The sequence below is a fragment of the Pseudomonas sp. GW823-FHT03E05 genome, from assembly GCF_058796855.1.
This window is the reverse complement of record NZ_JBXAJB010000001.1, coordinates 13,881-29,914: the sequence shown is the minus strand read 5'-3', so window position 1 is coordinate 29,914 and position 16,034 is coordinate 13,881. Positions and strand designations below refer to the sequence as shown.

Genomic DNA, 16,034 nt, shown 5'->3' with positions numbered 1-16,034 from the left:
TGGCGCCGATCAGCTGGCGGTGGCCAGCAGCATGTCACGCACCGAACGGCTGTGACCGCGGCTCTTGCCGTGTTCGTAGAGCGAATCGGCAATCTCCTGGGCACGGATCGGCAGCACCGACAGCAAGGTGTCGCTCAGGCCATGGCTCGCCTGGCTGAAGCCCTGCATGTAGACGCCGGCCTTGCAGCGTTCGTCGGTCACCAGGCGGTAATTGCGGTCCACCTCGAAGTCACCCAGGTAGGCCTGCAGCGGCGCCAGCAGTTGACGATGCATCTGCCGCTCGTAGCCGGTGGCCAGCACCACCGCATCGTAGTGACGTACTTCGCGCTCGCCGCTGGCACTGTTGCGCAGGATCAGCTCGATGCCCAGGTCGGTAGCGGTGGCCTTCTCCACCGTGGTCATGGTGCGGAAGGTATGGCGCGCGATGCCGGAAACCTTCTGCCGGTAGAAAATCCCGTAGATGCGCTCGATCAGGTCGATGTCCACCACCGAGTAGTTGGTGTTCTGGTATTCGCTGACCAGGCGCTCGCGCTCACTGCCGGTCTGCTGGAACACCAGGTCGGTGAAGGCCGGGGAGAACACTTCGTTGACGAACGGGCTGTCATCCGCCGGCTTGAGCGCCGAACCGCGCATGATGATGTCGGCCTGCACCGAAGGGAAACTGTCGTTGAGGTCGATGAAGGCTTCTGCCGCGCTCTGCCCGCCGCCGATGATGGCGATGTTCATCGGTTTGCCACTGACACAGGGCTGGCTGGCCATGCGTTCCAGGTACTGGGAATGGTGGAACACCCGCGCATCGCCCTTGAGCCCCTTGAAGGTTTCCGGAACCCGCGCCGTGCCGCCGGCACTGACCACCACCGAACGGGTGGTGCGCACCAGTTCGCTGCCCTGGGCATCCCGGGAAATCACCCGCAACGCCTCGACCTGCTGGTTGTGCAGCACTGGCTCGATGGCCAGCACTTCTTCGCCGTAGCGGCTGTGTTCCTGGAAATGCCCGGCCACCCAGCGCAGGTAGTCGTTGAACTCCATGCGGCATGGATAGAAGGTGCCCAGGTTGATGAAGTCCACCAGGCGCCCGTGGTGCTTGAGGTAGTTGACGAAGGAATAGGGGCTGGTGGGGTTGCGCAGGGTCACCAGGTCCTTGAGGAAGGAAATCTGCAGTTCGCTCTGGGTTACCAGGGTGTTGCCGTGCCAGCGATAGTCAGCCTGCTTGTCGAGGAACAACGCGTCCAGCGGACCGTGCTCCTGCCCGCGCTCCTCCAGCGCAATGGCCAGCGCCAGGTTCGAGGGGCCGAAACCGATACCGATCAAATCGTGAACGTGGGCCGATGCAATTGCCTGTGTCATTTCCAGTGTCCTCTGGATAAACCGCCTCAACGCGGGGGATAAAGTGTCACGGTGACCCGACTGGCCCATGCAGGACAGCAGATCGTCTGTTGAGTAGGGACGAGGACAATGAAAAAAAATTTAACTAAATACGTCTCAACGGCAACGCGTTATTGAGCATCCCACTGGCGCAGGCGCGACCGGCAATGCTTCATGGCATTGACGATGTGTTTCTCCACCAGGCTGCGGGAAATCCCCAGCTGTTCGGCGATCTGCGGGTGGGACAGGCCTTCGAGCTTGCGCAGCAGGAAGCTCTCGCGACACAGCCGGGGCAGCTCGGCCAGGGCCCGTTGCAGCATTTCCAGGCGCTGGCCGTGATCCAGGCTGGTCTGCGGCGAAGGGTTGAAGTAACGCTCTTCGTTGTCCAGCACCTCCAGGGGCTCGGACTGGCGCAAGGCATTGCGCCGATGGCCGTCGATCACCAGGTTCAGGGCCGTGCGATAGAGAAACGCCCGCGGCTGCTCGATGGGGGTATCGCTGGAGCGCTCCAGGACCCGCACATAAGCGTCATGCACCACATCCTCGGCCACCTGGCGATTGCCCAGCTTGGCGTTGAGGAAGCACATCAGCTCGCGATAGTAGTTTTCCAACAGGGCTCCCGAGCGCCCACTGGGGCGGTTCTGTCCTTGAGCAAGTCCGGCCATGGCCGATTGCACCCGGTAATTCGTGATGGCTGTTTAGTAGCGGCGTAATTTATAGTAATTCTCATATAGATTTAAAGTAGCGCAGCACCGCGGTGGGTTTATTTTCAGTGTTCCGACAGCTGTAACGCCATGTGTCGGCAGTTAAATTCCCCCCCCGGCATCTCGTTTACCTGACAGCTCCCCGTCTCTGCCGTTCCTGCGGCAGCCGCAAGCCTGGCTGCCCCTTGTGCAGCTGGCCGTTGTGACGGGCCGATATCCCCTGGCCGGAACCCTGCATGAAACGTCCTCGCCCTACCCGACGCGCCCTGCTTGCCGCACTGTGTGTGATCCCCGTTGTTGCCATCGCTGCCTGGAAGTTCATCCCGGCAGGCCGTGACCAGTTCACCACCGTGCAAGTGAGCCGCGGCGATATAGAAAGCAGCGTCACCGCCCTGGGCACCTTGCAGCCACGACGCTACGTGGATGTGGGCGCCCAGGCGTCCGGGCAGATCCGCAAGATCCACGTCGAATCCGGTGATCAGGTCAAGGAAGGCCAGTTGCTGGTGGAGATCGACCCCTCCACCCAACAGGCAAAACTCGACGCCAGCCGTTTCTCCATCGAGAACCTGCAGGCCCAGTTGCAGGAGCAGTACGCCCAGAACCAGCTGGCCCGGCAGAAGTACCAGCGCCAGCAGAACCTGGCGGCCGGCGGCGCCACCCGCGAGGAAGACGTACAGACCGCCCAGGCCGAACTCAAGGCCACCCAGGCGCGGATCGACATGTACAAGGCGCAGATCCGCCAGGCCCAGGCCAGCCTGCGCAGCGACCAGGCCGAACTGGGCTACACGCGCATCTATGCGCCCATGTCCGGCACCGTGGTCGCGGTGGACGCCCGCGAAGGCCAGACCCTCAACGCCCAGCAGCAGACCCCGTTGATCCTGCGTATCGCCAAGCTGTCGCCCATGACCGTCTGGGCCGAAGTCTCGGAAGCCGATATCGGCCACGTCAAACCCGGCATGCACGCCTACTTCACCACCCTGAGCGGCGGCAACCGGCGCTGGACCAGCACTGTGCGGCAGATCCTGCCGATCCCGCCCAAGCCCCTCAACGAATCCAGCCAGGGCAGCGGCAGCCCCAACAGCACCAGCAAGAGCGGCAGCGGCCGGGTGGTGCTCTACACCGTGCTGCTGGACGTGGACAACGCCGACAACGCCCTGATGGCGGAAATGACCACCCAGGTGTTCTTCGTCGCCAATCAGGCAAAAAATGTGCTCACCGCCCCCATCGCCGCCCTGCACGGCAGTACCGAGCCGGACCTGCAGATGGCTCGGGTAGTGGCCAAGAACGGCTCGATCGACGAACGCAAGGTCCGGGTCGGCATCAGCGACCGCCTGCGCATCCAGATCCTCGACGGCTTGAACGAAGGTGATCATCTGCTGATCGGCCCGGCCAACAGCAGCGGGGGTTGAATGCAGACGCCTCTGATCGACCTCAGGAACATCCGCAAATCCTACGGCGGCGGCGACAGCCCGCAGGTCGATGTCCTGCGGGGCATCGACCTGTCGATCCACGCCGGCGAGTTCGTCGCCATCGTCGGCGCCTCGGGCTCCGGCAAGTCGACGCTGATGAACATCCTCGGCTGCCTGGATCGCCCGACCTCGGGCGAGTACCTGTTCGCCGGGGAGAACGTGGCTCACCTGGACAGCGACGAACTGGCCTGGCTGCGCCGCGAGGCCTTCGGCTTCGTATTCCAGGGCTACCACCTGATCCCTTCCGGCTCGGCCCAGGAAAACGTCGAGATGCCGGCCATCTACGCCGGCACCCCGGCCGCCGAACGCCACGCCCGCGCCGCCGCCCTGCTGGACCGCCTGGGCCTGGCCAGCCGCAGCGGCAACCGCCCGCATCAATTGTCCGGTGGCCAGCAGCAACGGGTATCCATCGCCCGCGCCCTGATGAACGGCGGCCACATCATCCTCGCCGACGAACCCACCGGCGCCCTGGACAGCCACAGCGGCGCCGAAGTCATGGCCCTGCTGGACGAACTGGCCAGCCAGGGCCACGTGGTGATCCTCATCACCCACGACCGCGAAGTGGCGGCCCGGGCCAAGCGCATCATAGAGATCCGCGACGGCGAGATCATCAGCGACACCGCCACCAGCGATCCCTCAGTACAACTGAGCGCCAACGCCGGCGCCCTGCAAGCCGTGGACCTGCGCCAGCGCCTGGCCGACGGCAGCGAGCCCACCGGTGCCTGGAAAGGCGAACTGCTGGAAGCCATACAGGCCGCCTGGCGGGTGATGTGGATCAACCGCTTCCGCACCGCCCTGACCCTGCTGGGGATCATCATCGGCGTGGCCTCGGTGGTGGTGATGCTGGCGGTGGGCGAAGGCAGCAAGCGCCAGGTGATGGCGCAGATGGGGGCGTTTGGCTCGAACATCATTTACCTGAGCGGCTACTCGCCCAACCCGCGCACCCCGGAAGGCATCGTCACCCTGGATGACGTCGCCGCCCTGGCCAACCTGCCCCAGGTGAAACGGATCATGGCGGTCAACGGCGCCAAGGCCGGGGTGCGTTTCGGCAACGCCGACTACATGAGCTACGTGGGCGGCAACGACACCAACTTCCCGGAAATCTTCAACTGGCCCGTGGCCCAGGGCAGCTACTTCAGCGAGGCCGACGAACGCTCGGCGGCGGCAGTGGCGGTGATTGGCCACAAGGTCCGGGAAAAGCTCCTCAAGGACGTGGCCAACCCCATCGGCCAGTACATCCTCATCGAAAACGTGCCGTTCCAGGTGGTCGGCGTACTCTCGGAAAAAGGCGCCAGCTCCGGCGACAGCGACAGTGACGACCGCATCGCCGTGCCCTACTCCGCCGCCAGCATCCGCCTGTTCGGCGACCACAACCCGCAATACGTGGCGATCGCCGCCGCCGATGCCAGCCGGGTCAAGCAGACCGAACAGGAGATCGATGAACTGATGCTGCGCATGCACGGCGGCAAGCGCGATTTCGAACTGACCAACAACGCCGCGATGATCCAGGCCGAGGCCCGGACCCAGAACACCCTGTCGCTGATGCTCGGCGCCATCGCCGCGATCTCGCTGCTGGTGGGCGGCATCGGGGTGATGAACATCATGCTCATGACCGTGCGCGAACGCACCCGGGAAATCGGTATCCGCATGGCCACCGGTGCCCGCCAGCGCGACATCCTGCGCCAGTTCCTCACTGAAGCAGTGATGCTTTCGGTGGTCGGCGGCCTGGCCGGCATCGGCGTGGCCCTGATCATCGGTGGCATCCTGATTCTCAGCGAGGTGGCGGTGGCCTTCTCCCTGGCCGCAGTGCTCGGCGCCTTCGCCTGCGCCCTGGTCACCGGCGTCATCTTCGGCTTCATGCCGGCCCGCAAAGCTGCCCGGCTCGACCCGGTCACGGCCCTTACCAGTGAATGATCGATCTATGAAAGTGCACCTGACCCTCCTGGCCGCCAGCGTCTTGCTGGCGGCCTGCAGCAGCCCGGCGCCGCGCCCGGAAAGCGGCCTGCAAGCACCGGCGTCCTGGCACTCTCCCGCCAGCCAGGGCGACCGGCAGCAAGACCTGCGCTGGTGGACCCGTTTCGGCAGCCCGGAGCTGGACCAACTGATCGCCGAAGCCCGGGCCGGCAGCCACGACCTGGCCGCCGCCATGGCCCGGGCCCACCAGGCCCAGGCCAGTGCCATCGTCGCCGGGGCACCGCTGCTGCCCAGCGTCAATGGCACCTTCAACGCCAGCCGCAGAAAACAGTTGCGGGGCAACGACTCCAGCCAGCTCGATTCCAGCAGCAACAGCAAGGTCACGAACTCGTTCGACACGGGCCTGAGCGCCACCTATGAAGTCGACTTCTGGGGCGGCCGCCGCGCCGCCTACGACAGCGCCCTGCTCGGGGTCCAGGCCAGCGAGTTCGACCAGGCCACCGTTGAGCTGACCCTGCTCAGCGGCGTGGCCAACAGCTATGCCCAGGTCCTGTCCCTGCGCGAACAGAGCCGTATCGCCGAACTCAACCTGGCCAATGCGCAGAAGGTGTTGCAACTGGTGCAGACCCGCTATGACTCCGGCTCGGCCACCGCCCTGGAACTGGCCCAGCAGAAAAGCCTGGTGGCCGCCCAGCAACGCCAGGTGCCCCTGGTACAACAGCAGGCCGAAGAGGCGCAGATCACCCTCGCCACCCTGCTGGGCCGGCCGGTACAGAGCCTGAAACTGAACGACCAGCCCTTTGCCCAATTGAACTGGCCGACCATCGATGCCGGGGTGCCCAGCGAACTGCTGACCCGCCGTCCCGATATCGCCGGTGCCGAGGCCCGGCTGGCGGCGGCCCAGGCCGATGTCAAAGTGGCGCGGGCGGCAATGCTGCCGACCCTGACCCTGACCGCCAACCTGGGTTCGAACGCCGACAAGCTGGGCAATGTCTTGCGCAATCCCTTCTACAACCTCACCTCCGGGCTGGCGGCGCCGATCTTCAACAACGGGCGCCTGAGCGCCGAACGGGACAGGGCCACAGCGCGCCAGCAAGAGCTGCTGGAGACTTATCGCGGGGCGATCATCAATGGTTTTGCCGATGTGGAAAAAGCCCTCAATAGCATTCGCGGACTGGACCAGCAGCGCCAGTGGCAGAGCGAAGAGCTGAACCAGGCGCAGCGCGCCTTCGAGATCGCCCAGAGCCGCTATCAGGCCGGCGCCGAAGACCTGCTGACCGTCCTGGAAACCCAGCGCACCCTGTACACCGCCCAGGACCAGAACGTGCAACTGCGGCTGTCGCGCCTGCAGTCGAGCATTGCCCTGTACAAGGCCCTGGGGGGCGGCTGGAGCCACTGACACGGCGGGAGTGGCCGGCCCGTTCACTCCCGCGCCCGGCGCAGCGGTCGAGCGTGAAATCGCTTAGAATCCCCTCCCGCCCCACCGCCAACAGAACCCCATGTCCCTCGAAAATGTGCCGCACGACCCACTGGCAGACCTGCTGGCCCTGCTGCGCAAGGTCTACCCCAACGGGCTCGACAACCGCGACTACAAGCGCCTTCTGGTGCTGCTGTACCCGCACTTGTGCGACCGCAATCTGGCACAGTTGATGGCGCAGCTCACCCACAGGGACGCGGACCTCATTCTCAACGACCTCTACGCCGCCGTGACCGGCCAGCCGCCGCCCGCCGCAGAGCTGCAAGCGTTGCAGGCGCTACTGGAGCGGCACGGCGCCCGGGCCATCCTGACGGACGACTGACTGCGCAAGGAGCAAACAATGAACGTCGAGGACTTCAAGCAACTGCTGGACGAGCGCAAGCGCAGCCATCCGATCTGGTTCGAACTGCCGTCGGACCGCCTTGCCAGCCAAACCCAAATCCTGGAGGCGCAGCAGGCCTTGGGGCTGCAACTGCCAGCCGACTACACCTGGTTCCTCAAGGAGTGCGGCGGCGGCTACTTTGCCCTGGCCATGCTCTACTCACTGGACAGCAGCAGTGATTTCCACCTGGTGCAGATCAACCGGGCGCACCCGGCCATCACCGGCCGTCACCTGCTGTTTTCAGAGAACGGTTGTGGTGACTTCTACGGGTTCAGGATCGAGAGCCGGCACTGCCTGGCGCCGGTCGAGTTTTTCGACCACAGCTGCGGGCAATGGCAAACCAGCCGATACAACGGGCTCTTGAGCTTCCTCGCCGAAGTGGCTCTGAGCAACTGAATCCCCCGCCTCAGAGCTTCAAGTGCTGGGCATACCAGGGCCGGCGCGGCGCCCGCTTGAGCAGGTCCGGCACCTCTTCGTCGCGGCTCAGGGCGATGCGCAAGGCCAGCTTCATGACCTCCTGATCCATCTCCAGGGACATTTCTCCCGGGGCATTGCCCAGGGGGCCGCAGCCATGGGTCGAGGCCCCCAGCCACGGGTCGTCGATCTCGACCCAACGCCCGGGGGCGAACCAGGGCACGCCATTGACCTCACGGCGCAACACTTCGCCGGGGTGGTAGCGCTCGTGGGCCCGGAACCAGTCGTCGATCCGGTCATCGATCCAGCCATGGAATTTCCAGAACATGGGGTGCACGTGGGACGAGAAGGGATCGCCGAGAAAGTCATTCTGCGGCTGGTACCAGCGCCCGGCGAAGTCCGAGGACAGGCGCGCTTCCATCACCGGCATGCCGTTGGAAGGATCGCGGGCGACATCCGCCCAGCGCATGTGCAGCCAGTCGTGCAGGCCCAGCTCGACCTCGGACCCGAACTGGCCCAGGGTCAGGCGGCTGAGGTACTCGGGGTCCTGGTACTGCGACTCCCAGACCTGGAAGTTGCCATAGAACGCCGCATCACTTTTCAGCCCGTGCAGCCATTGGGTGAACTCTTCATCATCGTCGGCCACCCAGGCCGGTGGCACCGAACAGCCGTCGTGGTTTTCGTAATAGCGGATAAAGGCCTGCCGGTCCTGCTCAAGACGGGCACAGGGCTGCGGCAACTGCTGCCAGGACACCAGGTCCGGCTGCAACGAGCGGGCGTGCAGCAACATGTGCCGGTGCATGAACAGAAAATCGATGCCCGAGGCATTGCGGTGCTTGCGCCGCCCACGGGCGTCACGTTCATGCTTGACCGGGCCCGGCTGCCAGCCGAGCCCCCGCAGGCTGTTGCGCTTGTCCTTGGGCAGGGTGTGCCAACGGTCCCGCGAAGCGTGCCAGAGCTGATGGAACAGGCGGTGCTGCGGCGATACCAGCCACGCCAGCAAGGCGGGGCTCAGCCCGCTCTGGTCCCGGGCGGCAGGAAAGACTCGCTTGCGCGCCACAAAACGCGCCGCGGATACCGGCGCCAGTGGCGACGCCTGCAGCGACTGCAGGCTGCCACTGAGGGTGCCGCTGCCGGCATTGCCCCAACTGGCCCAGACCTCATCGAGCACCACCTGGCATTCATGGCTGGGGGCACCGGCGATGCGGCCACCGGCAAACAAGCGCCAGCGCAACCTGGCGGCGTCCACCGACGCCAGGTCGCCCTGCACCATGAACTCCACCGGGCCGTCGCCTCGCAGGCTCTGCGCACGCCCCAGGAGGCCACGCAAGCCGCGCCCGGTGGGGCCGGCATCCAGTAACAACTCACAACCTTTACGAGGCAGGGATTGCGGTCCGTTGGCGTCGAGAAACTCGATATCCCAGATGCCCCGCAGGTGATCGGCAAGGCGCACGCCAGGGTCCAGGGCCACCTCCAGCTTGGCTTCCCCGGGGGTGATCTCCTGCTCTTCCTTGCGGCGAACATCCTGACGCAGCAACTCCTTCTGGGTGTAGAACGCCACAGGGATAGCCGCTCCCGTTACCGCCAGACCGGTCAAAAATCCTCTTCTCGAAAACCTCATCGCTCTACCTTTATCCAGTGGCGCGTCACGCATCTAGCTAGAACGTTGGATTTGCAGGGAAATTTACCGGCCAGCGATTGCCGCGACGCTAAATTTGCTCTCGGCCAGCTCGTTTATCGCGGATAGATGTGCACAAAAGGTCGGACCCGGCAGCACTGAACCCCAGGGCCCGACCCCGTCATCAGCCCGCCTGCGACTGGGATAGCAATGATCAAAATATCTGGTAAGAAAACCCTCTATCTGAGCCTGCTGATACTTATCATCGCCGCCCTCGGCGTCGGTGCCGGCGCGGCCTGGCACTACTACTGGAAGGATCGGGTGTCCTACCCCAACGAGATCGTCAAGCACGCCAACGACCTGCAAGAACGCATCATCTCCTTCGACAGCCACATCACCGTGCCCCTGGATTTCGGCACCGAAGGCAGCGAAGCGGACAAGGACACCTCTCGCCAGTTCGATCTGGTCAAGGCCGGTCGCGGCCGCATGTCCGGCGCCGCCCTGAGCATCCTGGCCTGGCCGGAAATGTGGAACGGCGCCAACGCGCCGCACCGCCCCACCGCTGGCTTCGTCGAGGAAGCCCGCCACCAGCGCGAGACCCGTTACCGGATCATCCAGGGCATGGTGCGTGACTTCCCCAACCAGGCCGCCATCGCCTACACCCCCGCCGACCTGCGCCGCATTGCCTCCGAAGGCAAGGTGGCGGTGGTGATCAGCCTGCTCAATGCCTACGCCATGGGCGACGACCTGGACCAGCTGGACCAGTGGGCCGCACGGGGCATGCGCCTGTTCGGCTTCAGCTATGTGGGTAACAACGACTGGGCCGACTCGTCGCGCCCGCTGCCCTTCTTCAATGACACCCGGGACGCCCTCGGCGGCCTCTCGCCCGTCGGCAAGCAGGCGGTGCAGCGGCTCAATGACCTGGGGGTGGTGATCGACGTCTCGCAGATGTCGAGCAAGGCCCTGGACGACGTTGCGAGCCTGACCCGGGCACCGGTGGTGGCTTCCCACTCCGCCCCCAGGGCGCTGGTGGATATCCCGCGCAACCTCAGCGACCAGGAAATGCAACAGATCAAGGCCACCGGCGGGGTGATCCAGGTCGTGGGCTTCTCCACCTACCTGCGCCCCCTCAGCCAGCCGACCCTGGACAAGCTCAATGCCTTGCGCAAGCGCTTCGACCTCGGGCCACTGCAAAGCCTGGAGAACGCACTGATGCCCGGCGACGCCGTGATCACCATCTGGCCGGAACAGCGCTTTGGCGAATACGCCAGCTCCCTGTACGGCATCCTCGATGAGGAACCCAAGGCCAGCCTCAAGGACTATGTCGACGCCATCGATTACACGGTGAAGAAAGTCGGCATCGACCACGTCGGCATCAGCTCGGACTTCAACGAGGGCGGTGGCGTCAATGGCTGGATGAGCGTGGCGGACAACCGCAACGTCACCGCCGAGCTGATCCAGCGTGGCTACAGCGATATCGAGATCGCCAAGCTCTGGGGCGAGAACTATCTGCGCGTCTGGGAACAGGTGCAGAAACTGGCCAAGCCTGCAAAACCCGCCCCTCAACCCGCCATCGCCGGCTAACCCATGACCACGAGCCTTCCTGTGACCAACCGTCGGACATTCCTCAAACAAGCAGGCCTGTTGGCCGCCGCCCTGCCCCTGGGCAACCTCGCCATCAGCCAGGCCCGGGCCGACAGTGCCACCGCCAGTGCTTCGCAGTGGACCCAATTGCGCCAGTTGTTCGACCTCGACCCGGACTACGTGCACCTGGCCAATTTCCTCATCACCTCGCACCCGAGGCCGGTGCGCGAGGCCATCGAAAAATACCGCGCAGTGCTCGACCGCAACCCGGCCATGGCCATGGACTACGACACCCAGTACACCTGGAAGCGCGAGGCCCAGGTGCGCGAAAGTGTCGGCCGCTACCTGCAGATCAAGCCCGGCCAGGTGGCCCTGACCGGCAGCACCACCGAAGGCCTGGCCCTGATGTATGGCGGCATCCACGTGCGCCCCGGACAGGAGATCCTGACCACGGTTCACGAGCACTACTCGACCCGCAACGCGCTGAAGTACCGCACCCAGCGCGACGGCACCCAGGTGCGCACCATCGAACTGTTCAAGTCGCCCCACCGGATGTCCACCGACGAAGTGCTGGGCAACATCGACCGCAACATCCGCGCCAACACCCGCGTACTGGGCATGACCTGGGTGCAGTCGGGCAGCGGCGTGAAACTGCCGATCGGCGAGATCGGCAAGCTGGTGGACCAGCACAACCGCAATCGCGATGAGCACGAGCGGATTCTCTACTGCGTCGATGGTGTGCACGGGCTGGGGGTGGAGGACATCACCTTTGCCGACCTGAACTGCGACTTCTTCGTCGCCGGCACCCACAAATGGATGTTCGGCCCGCGCGGCACCGGGATCTTCTGCTCACGTTCGGAACAACTCGAACACCTGACGCCGATGGTGGCGACCTTCTCCGAAAACCAGAACTTCGCCACCACCATGACCCCCGGTGGCTACCACAGCTTCGAGCACCGCTGGGCTGTGGACCAGGCTTTCGACCTGCACATGCAGCTGGGCAAGGCCAACATCCAGTCGCGCATCCATGAACTCAACAGCTACCTCAAGCAGCGCCTGCAGGAGCACCCGGGCATCGAACTGGTCACGCCCCTGAGCCCGGAGCACTCCGCCGGCTTCACCTTCTTCCGCGGCCAGAACCTGGACACCGACGCCACCGCCGCCTGGCTGATCGAGAACCGCATCCTGGTGGACGCGGTGGACCGCGATGCCGGGCCGGTAGTGCGCATGGCCCCCGGCCTGCTCAACAGCGAGGCGGATATCGACCGGACCATGGACCTGCTGGGCAAGCGCCTGCGCAGCAGCAAGACCGCCTGAGCCGTTGCCACGCCCCCTGAACTCACATTGCACAAGGCTATTGACTGATGAAACCCATCGCCTATTCCTCCTTGGCCGCCCTGGCCGGTTGCCTGATCAGCCTCAACGCACACGCGGTAGAACCGCCCAAGCCCGGCAGCGTGTTCAAGGACTGCAAGAACTGCCCGGAAATGGTGGTCCTGCCGGCCGGCAGCTTTGTCATGGGTACCCCGGAAGACGAAGTGGGCCGCGAGCCCGATGAAGGCCCGCAGCACACCGTGACCTTCAAGAACGCCTTCGCCATGAGCCGCTTCCATGTCACTGCCGCCGAGCTTGATGCCTACATCCGCGAAACCGGTACCGTGATCAAGGACGGCGACGACCGCCCCGGCCGCCTGTGCCAGGCCAGCAAACCACGCTATGAACAGGGGCCGCGCCAGCCGGCGGTCTGCGTCGACTACGCCGACGTGCAGGCCTATACCCAGTGGCTGTCGAAGAAAACCGGCAAGCACTACCGGATGGTCAGCGAGGCGGAACGCGAATACGCCGCACGCGCCGGCAGCACCGGTTCCTTCCCCTTCCCTTTCGATGAAGAAGGCCAGTACCAGATCACCAAGCACGCCAACACCTACGGCCCCAAGGACGGCTTCAGTTTCACCGCCCCGGTGGGCAGCTATCCGCCCAATGCCTTCGGCATGTATGACATGCACGGCAACGTCTATGAATGGGTCGCCGACTGCTGGCACCCCGACTACGTGGGCGCGCCTGCCGATGGCCGGGCCTGGATGGAAGAGTCGGAAGGGGTGTGCCTGGATGCCCAGATTCGCGGCAACGACTGGGGCGAGGCACCGGTATTCTCGCGTTCGGGCAACCGCAACAGCCGCAAGCGCGAAGTGCGCGGGGACTGGCTGAGCTTCCGGGTCGTGCGTGAGCTGGAACAGCCCGGCGCCAGCCACAAGTAGACACCCCGATGAACAGCGGCCCGGGGCAACAACCGCACCGGGCCACTGGCAGTATCAGGCGACGTCCCGGGCCTTGCCGGCCTGAGCCTGGCGAAGGTTCTCCAGCATCAGCCACAGGCCCTGGCGCAAGGCCGGGAACAGGCTGTTGTTGAAGTTGTTCCAACGCAGTTCGAGGATGGTGTCCTCGGGGCCGATTTCGGTGTTGAGCACGTCATGCAGCACCTCGCCGGAGTCGATACCGTTGTCCACGTAGTGGAACGACGCCCCGGTCAGGTATAGCGGCGCGGTCGGCTCGGTTTCCTTCGTCGCCCAATCCACTACTTTCTGCCCACGGGCGCCGTACAGGGCATTCCAGGTGGCATAGGCCCCGCGACGCTCATAGGGCGATTCGATGCGGGTGATGCCCGGGTGGATGTTCATGATCCGCCGGGCGAAAGGCGCTCCCGGGCGCACCAGTTCATCGAGGATCACCAGCAGGCCATCGAGCACCACGATATCGGCTTTGAGCTCCACCAGAGTGTCGTGCAGGCGGCGTTCGAAATCCTGCTTGCCGGCGATGTGTTCGGCACTGCCGCGGGGATGGCGGCGATAGGTGGACGGCACGCTCAGCAGCAAGTCGTTGACCCGCTTGCCCTGCACTTCCAGGTCCGCCGGGTACAGCCACTGGCGGCCCGGCTGGTAGGCAAAGCCGTAGTCACTGACCAACTGCTGGTCCCGTGGCGACTGCTCGTCATCGTCGTAGACCACGCCCACCAGTTCATAGGCCTCGCCCAGGGGCGTCTGGTTCAGCGTCTGGACCAGAAATTCCAGCACCGATTTCATGTAGCGCTCGTGGTCCTTGTAAGCCACCGCCTGCCCGGCCTTGTCGGCGGCGGCATTTCGCAGGGACCAGACATACACCAGATTCTTCTTTGTCATTTGCTCGCTCTCGCTCAATGGTTCAGGCACTGCGTCGATACACGTGCGCCCACAGAACAAGAACGAACCACAGGCAGGGCAATTTATCCGCAGTGCCCGCCGGGCTGGCATGCCGAGCTAAATACTGGCGTCGGCGCTTCGTTTGTCAGGGGTAAGGGTCTGCGTGCTACGACCCTCTATCCACTCTCTGGGAAGTACTTATGACCGACCCCAAGCGCGGCGCCTTCAACGGTCTGCTCGCATTGCTCAGGCCCTTTCGCACCATCGTGGTGATCTCCGTTGCCCTGGGCATGGCCGGCGGCCTGGCCATCACCCTGTTGCTGGCCACCATCAACAACGCCCTGCACTCGGCGACCGGCATGACCCAGGGCGTGGTCCTGACTTTCGCCGCCCTGTGCGTGCTGGCCCTGATCAGTTCCATCGTCTCGGACATCGGCACCAACTATGTGGGACAACGGATCATTGCCGCCCTGCGCAAGGACCTGGGTGAAAAAGTACTCTCGGCGCCCATCACCCAGATCGAGCGCTATCGCTCCCACCGCCTGATCCCGGTACTGACCCACGACGTCGACACCATCAGCGACTTCTCTTTCGCCTTCACTCCCCTGGCCATCGCCACCACCGTCACCCTGGGCTGCCTGGGCTACCTGGCGTACCTCTCGGTGCCGATGTTCCTGATGATGGTGGTGGCCATCATCATCGGCACCAGTGTGCAGCTGGTGGCCGGCGGCAAGGGCATCAAGGGCTTCGATGAGGCTCGCGACCATGAGGACGAGCTGCAGCGCTACTACAACGCAATCGCCTCCGGTGCCAAGGAACTGCGTATCCACCGGCCCCGACGCTTTCGCATGAATACCCAGCGCATCCAGAAAACCGCGGATCGCATCAGCGATATCCAGGTGCGCTCGGTGAACATCTACATCCTGGCCAAGAGCTTCGGCTCGATGCTGTTCTTCGTGGTCATCGGCCTGGCCCTGGCCATGCAGGCCTACTACCCGAACCCGGACCCCGCGGTGATCACCGGTTTCGTGCTGGTGCTGCTGTACATGAAGGGCCCGCTGGAACACGTGGTCGGCTACCTGCCCATCGTCGGCAAGGCCAAGATCGCCTTCGCCCGGATCAGCGAACTGTCCGAACGCTTCTCTTCTCCCGAGCCGCACCTGCTGATGGACGACAGCGAAGCGCCGCAAGCGGTGGTGCACAGCCTGGAACTGCGCGAGGTGCGCTACAGCCCGCCGCCGGTGGAAGGCAGCGAACCGTTCCACCTGGGCCCGATCAACCTGAACATCAAGCAGGGCGACATCGTCTTCATCGTCGGCGAGAACGGCTGCGGCAAGACCACCCTGATCAAGCTGTTGCTGGGCCTGTACCAGCCCCAGTCCGGGGAGATCCGTCTCAATGGCGAAGCGGTGACCGACCGGGCCCGGGATGACTACCGGCAGCTGTTCACCACGGTATTTGCCGACTACTACCTGTTCGACGACCTGGTCCAGGGCAATGCCGGCAAGTCGCTGGACGTCGCCACCCAGTACCTGAACCGCCTGGAAATCGCCCACAAGGTCAGCGTCAAGGATGGCGCCTTCACCACCACCGACCTGTCCACCGGCCAGCGCAAGCGCCTGGCCCTGGTCAATGCCTGGCTGGAAGAGCGCCCGGTGCTGGTGTTCGACGAATGGGCCGCCGACCAGGACCCGGCCTTCCGGCGGATTTTCTACACCGAGCTGCTGCCCGATCTCAAGCGCCTGGGCAAGACCATCATCGTGATCAGCCACGACGATCGCTACTTCGACATTGCCGACCAGTTGGTGCGCATGAAGGCCGGACGAGTCCTGACTGAACTGCAACCGGCGTGATTGTTTCCGGTTTATGGCAGCTGATGCGTCATACAGACAGAACTGAGAATTAATACCATTAACAGTCACTACATCTGC

The 16,034-nt window shown here is 64.4% G+C and carries 13 protein-coding genes; 9 read left to right on the top strand and 4 right to left on the bottom strand.

Going from position 1 to position 16,034, the window contains the following annotated elements:
• Window positions 1-9: 9 nt before the first annotated feature.
• Both AC1RCO_RS00075 and AC1RCO_RS00070 read right to left on the bottom strand, forming a co-directional pair.
• On the bottom strand, window positions 10-1,347 hold the full coding sequence (locus tag AC1RCO_RS00075) for a lysine N(6)-hydroxylase/L-ornithine N(5)-oxygenase family protein (protein WP_011062360.1): 1,338 nt from the start codon (window positions 1,345-1,347) through the stop codon (window positions 10-12).
• Between the two features lie 149 nt (window positions 1,348-1,496).
• On the bottom strand, window positions 1,497-1,979 hold the full coding sequence (locus AC1RCO_RS00070) for a sigma-70 family RNA polymerase sigma factor (RefSeq protein WP_026020154.1): 483 nt from the start codon (window positions 1,977-1,979) through the stop codon (window positions 1,497-1,499).
• A 326-nt stretch (window positions 1,980-2,305) separates the two neighbouring features.
• Here AC1RCO_RS00070 and AC1RCO_RS00065 point away from each other — a divergent pair, with 326 nt between their 5' ends.
• From AC1RCO_RS00065 to AC1RCO_RS00045, 5 genes are all read left to right on the top strand, one after another.
• On the top strand, window positions 2,306-3,478 hold the full coding sequence (locus tag AC1RCO_RS00065; RefSeq protein WP_015636412.1) for an efflux RND transporter periplasmic adaptor subunit: 1,173 nt from the start codon (window positions 2,306-2,308) through the stop codon (window positions 3,476-3,478).
• On the top strand, window positions 3,479-5,452 hold the full coding sequence (locus AC1RCO_RS00060; RefSeq protein WP_315869296.1) for a MacB family efflux pump subunit: 1,974 nt from the start codon (window positions 3,479-3,481) through the stop codon (window positions 5,450-5,452). It begins immediately after the preceding gene.
• Window positions 5,453-5,459: 7 nt separating this feature from the next.
• Entirely contained in the window at window positions 5,460-6,851 is a 1,392-nt protein-coding gene (locus AC1RCO_RS00055; RefSeq protein ID WP_492617202.1) for an efflux transporter outer membrane subunit, read from the top strand.
• A 100-nt stretch (window positions 6,852-6,951) separates the two neighbouring features.
• Window positions 6,952-7,251 carry a DUF3349 domain-containing protein gene (locus AC1RCO_RS00050; protein WP_210483512.1) on the top strand — a complete coding sequence of 100 codons (300 nt, stop codon included), beginning with the start codon at window positions 6,952-6,954 and terminating at the stop codon, window positions 7,249-7,251.
• Between the two features lie 18 nt (window positions 7,252-7,269).
• Window positions 7,270-7,707, top strand: a complete 438-nt coding sequence (locus AC1RCO_RS00045; protein ID WP_404673954.1) for an SMI1/KNR4 family protein — start codon at window positions 7,270-7,272, stop codon at window positions 7,705-7,707.
• 10 nt (window positions 7,708-7,717) lie between these two features.
• On the opposite strand, the gene pvdP is transcribed toward AC1RCO_RS00045, so the two are convergent.
• A complete protein-coding gene (pvdP, locus tag AC1RCO_RS00040; protein ID WP_015636417.1) occupies window positions 7,718-9,346 on the bottom strand; it encodes a pyoverdine maturation tyrosinase PvdP in 1,629 nt (542 codons plus the stop codon).
• Window positions 9,347-9,553: 207 nt separating this feature from the next.
• Here pvdP and pvdM point away from each other — a divergent pair, with 207 nt between their 5' ends.
• From pvdM to pvdO, 3 genes are read left to right on the top strand one after another with little or no spacing between them, the layout of a single operon-like run.
• The gene (pvdM, locus tag AC1RCO_RS00035) at window positions 9,554-10,927 is read left to right on the top strand and encodes a pyoverdine-tailoring dipeptidase-like protein PvdM (RefSeq protein WP_492617201.1); all 1,374 of its coding nucleotides are present in this window, start codon (window positions 9,554-9,556) and stop codon (window positions 10,925-10,927) included.
• Between the two features lie 21 nt (window positions 10,928-10,948).
• Complete coding sequence (gene pvdN, locus AC1RCO_RS00030) at window positions 10,949-12,244, top strand: pyoverdine-tailoring periplasmic protein PvdN (protein WP_011062369.1); 1,296 nt, start codon at window positions 10,949-10,951, stop codon at window positions 12,242-12,244.
• 47 nt (window positions 12,245-12,291) lie between these two features.
• On the top strand, window positions 12,292-13,185 hold the full coding sequence (pvdO, locus tag AC1RCO_RS00025) for a dihydropyoverdine dehydrogenase (protein WP_410036914.1): 894 nt from the start codon (window positions 12,292-12,294) through the stop codon (window positions 13,183-13,185).
• 54 nt (window positions 13,186-13,239) lie between these two features.
• Here the strand turns inward: pvdO and AC1RCO_RS00020 are convergent, their stop codons facing one another.
• Window positions 13,240-14,103: a formyltransferase family protein gene (locus AC1RCO_RS00020; RefSeq protein WP_019094655.1), complete on the bottom strand. Its 864-nt coding sequence runs from the start codon at window positions 14,101-14,103 to the stop codon at window positions 13,240-13,242.
• Between the two features lie 200 nt (window positions 14,104-14,303).
• Between AC1RCO_RS00020 and AC1RCO_RS00015 the strand changes: the two genes are divergently transcribed.
• Window positions 14,304-15,956, top strand: a complete 1,653-nt coding sequence (locus AC1RCO_RS00015) for a cyclic peptide export ABC transporter (protein WP_019094654.1) — start codon at window positions 14,304-14,306, stop codon at window positions 15,954-15,956.
• Window positions 15,957-16,034 lie beyond the last annotated feature (78 nt).